This window comes from uncultured Enorma sp., from assembly GCA_905210055.1.
Classification (GTDB): Bacteria; Actinomycetota; Coriobacteriia; order Coriobacteriales; family Coriobacteriaceae; genus Enorma.
The window spans coordinates 1-3651 of the sequence record CAJLVH010000161.1 but is presented as its reverse complement, the minus strand read 5'-3'; the positions used below and the strand labels follow the sequence as shown (position 1 = coordinate 3651).

At 63.3% G+C, this 3651-nt stretch carries 3 protein-coding genes; 2 read left to right on the top strand and 1 reads right to left on the bottom strand.

All coding sequences use genetic code 11. From position 1 onward, the window contains the following. The coding region (locus QZ079_RS08500) for a hypothetical protein (protein WP_297037437.1) at window positions 1-631 on the bottom strand (631 nt) is incomplete at its 3' end. 233 nt (window positions 632-864) lie between these two features. Here QZ079_RS08500 and QZ079_RS08495 point away from each other — a divergent pair. Both QZ079_RS08495 and QZ079_RS08490 read left to right on the top strand, forming a co-directional pair. Further along, a complete protein-coding gene (locus QZ079_RS08495; protein ID WP_297037436.1) occupies window positions 865-2061 on the top strand; it encodes an SLC13 family permease in 1197 nt (398 codons plus the stop codon). Window positions 2062-2103: 42 nt separating this feature from the next. Then, entirely contained in the window at window positions 2104-3423 is a 1320-nt protein-coding gene (locus QZ079_RS08490; RefSeq protein WP_297037435.1) for a DUF2252 domain-containing protein, read from the top strand. The last annotated feature ends 228 nt before the right edge of the window (window positions 3424-3651 follow it).

Genomic DNA, 3651 nt, shown 5'->3' with positions numbered 1-3651 from the left:
CCAGCCACTCCCCCTCGTCGTCGTAGCACAGATCTTCTACCGCGCGCCCAATAATTGACTGCAAGCCCTCGAAAACCGGATGCCCGCCAAGTAGGCAACGCTCGCGCTCGAGAGTCCGCGTCACCGAGTCCGCAAGCTGCGCGTGAAAATCGCCGGCAAGCACGCCGCGCGCACCGTACAGGAGGCTGGAGACGGGCGCGGCCGATGGCGGATACACCGTCGAGGGCACAACGCCAGACACAAGCTCAGGAGGGTAGCCACGTACGTCGTATTCTTTCCAGACGAACTGATCCGTCCGCTCGAACATCTCAAAGAAATCGACGACCTTCCGGTAGACCCGTGCAAAGGCGGCCTTCTGCAGATCGGTCATGGGCGATACCTGCCCTTCCGTCTCGTCTCCCTCCGACTTGAGCAGCGTGCCCACGTCGACTCCAAGCGCGACGGCAAGGTCGCACACCTTGCCGGCATCGCTTGGCGCATGGTCTCCCCGCCGCCACTCCTTCAGCGAACTCATCGAGACGTGCAGCGCCCCCGACAAGCGCTTAAGCGTTTCGAGCACACCGGGTCGGTTCCTTCCGACAAGCGCGGCGAACGCCCGGTGGTCGAACGTGTACATGCGCCCGTCGATCATGTACCGCATGCGGCTCCTTTCCACGCATTCAGGATAGCTAGCCGCATGTCCTGCAGGAGGGCCGAACGAGGGGCGAAGATCACCGGCAAGCGACAAGCGGCATATTTCCAGATCGAATGCAATGCTCTCCGGGTACCCGTCTCGCAGCAGTCTCGTGAATACATAGCCTTGCCAGAGGAAAGCGCTTGTCATACGCTAAGCGAGCTTCCTCTCATGCGAAACGAAAGGTGCTCATGGACACGTTCATGCGCGTTGCGCTCAATGTGCGCGAGATCGTGAGGAAAGACCCTGTGCTCGTCGTGGCGGTCGTACTGGCGCTCTGCTCGTGCGCCGCCGTTCCGCCCGACGCCGCCTATGCCGAATACGTCGACCCCCGCACCATCGGGATGCTCTTCAGCCTCATGACCATCATGTGCGGGCTCTCGCGGCTCGGTGTGTTTCGCATCGCGTGCCGGCATCTGCTGAGCGTCGTACGCGGCCCCCGACGCCTCGCGCTCGCGCTCACCCTGCTCGCGTTCTTCTCGAGCATGCTCATCACGAACGACGTCGCCCTCGTGACGTTCGTCCCCTTCGCCCTACTGGCACTGCGCACGCTCGATTCCCCACGCCATGCATGCTTCACCGTCGTCATGATGACCATCGCCGCGAACCTCGGCAGCATGCTCACGCCCGTGGGCAACCCGCAGAACCTCTACCTCTACAGCGTATCGCACATGCGCATTGGCGAGTTCGTGCTCCTCATGCTGCCCTACGCCGCGGCTTCGCTCGCGCTGCTCGTGGGTGCGATCGCGTTATTCGGCAAGATTCCCGAGCGCACGCAGACGTCGGCAACGCGCGGCGCGAAACCTGATGACAACGAGCACGCCGACGAGATCCCGCAGCTCGCAACCGACGCCGATGACCCCGCGCCCTCCCCGCTCCGCGTGCTTCCCTGGGCGACGCTCTTCGTGCTCGCCTTGCTTTCCGTCGCACACATCCTCCCCTATCAGGCAATCGTTGTCACGACGATCGCCGTGGCGCTTATCGCGGATCGCCGAGCGCTCGCGCACGTGGACTACGCCTTGCTCGTCACGTTCGTCGCGTTCTTCGTCTTCGTGGGCAATGTCGGGCGAATCGAGATGGTGAGTGCCGCGCTCGCGCAGCTCATCGACGGACACGAACTTGCCGTCTCCGTCATCGCAAGCCAAGTGCTCTCGAATGTGCCTGCCGCCATCTTGCTCTCGGGCTTCACCTCGAACTTCGCCGCGCTCATCGTGGGCACGAACCTCGGCGGCCTGGGCACGCTCATCGCCTCCATGGCGAGTCTCATCTCTTATAAACAGGTGGCGCTCGTGCTCCCGCGCGAAAAGGGGCGCTACTTCATGCTCTTCACCATGTGGAACGTCGCGTTTCTCGCCATCCTGGCTGCCTTCGCGCTCATCCTCGGATGATAGAATCCAGCCAGGCTGGTTTTTATCACTGTGGGGAGCCTCATGACGTCATTCGAAGCATTCGCAGCGTGGGAGCTGCGTCCTAACCGTACGGACGCCATCGAACTCATCGAGGAGCAGTCCGCCGCGCGCGTACCCGAACTCGTGCCGCTTCGCTACGAGCGCATGGGCGTCTCGCCGTTCGCATTCTTCCGCGGGTCTGCCATCATCATGGCGCACGACCTCGCCGGCCAACCCACGACCGGCATCGAGGTGCAGTGCATCGGCGACGCGCATATCGCGAATTTCGGCATCTTCGCGAGCCCCACGCGGCGCCTCGTGTTCGACGTCAACGACTTCGACGAAACCGCGCCCGGACCTTGGGAATGGGACGTCAAGCGCCTCGCTGCGAGCATCGAGATCTGCGGTCGAGACCGCGATTTTTCCAAGCACGACCGCCGCGATGCCGTGCGCGCCTGCGCGAAGCAATATCGCACGTCAATGAAGCGCTTTGCCCAGATGGGCGAGCTCGACGTGTGGTACGCGCACCTCGACGTGGAGCAGGCGATCGATACCGCCGAAAAGGAACTTGGCGGAAAGACGGCGCGCACCATACGCCGCGCGGTCGAGAAGGCGCGCGAGAAGGACAACCTGCGCGCAGCGGATAAACTCACGCACCGCATCGGCGATACCCTGCGCTTCGATGCGTGCCCGCCCGAGCTCGTACCGTTCGGCGACCTACTCGAAACGCAAGGCTATACCGACGGCGAGGCGCTGTTCACCGCGCTGCAAGGGATGCTCGAAGACTACCGCCTGAGTCTCGCTCCCGATCGCCGTGCCCTGCTCGACCGCTACCGCGTACTCGACGGCGCCCGCAAGGTTGTGGGCGTGGGCAGCGTGGGCACGCGTGCCTGGGTCGTGCTGCTCGCCGGCAAAGATGCCGACGACCCGCTTGTGCTTCAGGTGAAGGAGGCGGGCGAATCGGTGGTCGAGCGCTTCTGGCACGCCGCGCCCTACGCGCACCATGGTCAGCGCGTGGTGGAGGGGCAGCGGCTTGTGCAGTCGACTTCCGATATCCTCCTGGGCTGGACGGGCATCGAATCGCCCGACGGCACGCGCCGCGATTACTATGTGCGCCAGCTGTGGAACGGAAAAGGCTCCATCGACCTCGAGGAGATCGGCGTCGGAAGCCTCGAGGCAGTGGGACGGCTGTGCGCGCATGCGCTCGCCCACGCCCACGCCCGCACGGGCGACGAGGGCGCTATCGCCGCCTACTTGGAAGACGATGATGCGTTCGCGGATGCTCTCTGTGCATTCTCTTCGGCATATGCCGACCAAAATGAGGCAGACTACCAGGTATTCCTTGCTCGCCACCCGGAATAGGCCTGTACCCGCCGCAAGGCCGACGCAACCCACAACGTCGACATTTTCCGCCAGTTTTTCCTTTCTAAGCAGGAAAAGTGGCGGAAAATGTCGACGTCGTCAACCGCGGTGAGAATCTCAGTCCCGGACGGAATCTATCACTAGTGAGAATCTAAGTCCTGGACGAAACCTATCACTAGGCGCGGGCGTTTGCGCTAGAAGCGTCTGCCGGAGCCTCGGCGTGCTGGC

Bases quoted from the DNA above. Each gene is read 5' to 3' on its own strand.
- QZ079_RS08490 (WP_297037435.1), top strand. From the start codon at position 2,104: ATGACGTCATTCGAAGCATTCGCAGCGTGGGAGCTGCGTCCTAACCGT.
- QZ079_RS08495 (WP_297037436.1), top strand. From the start codon at position 865: ATGGACACGTTCATGCGCGTTGCGCTCAATGTGCGCGAGATCGTGAGG.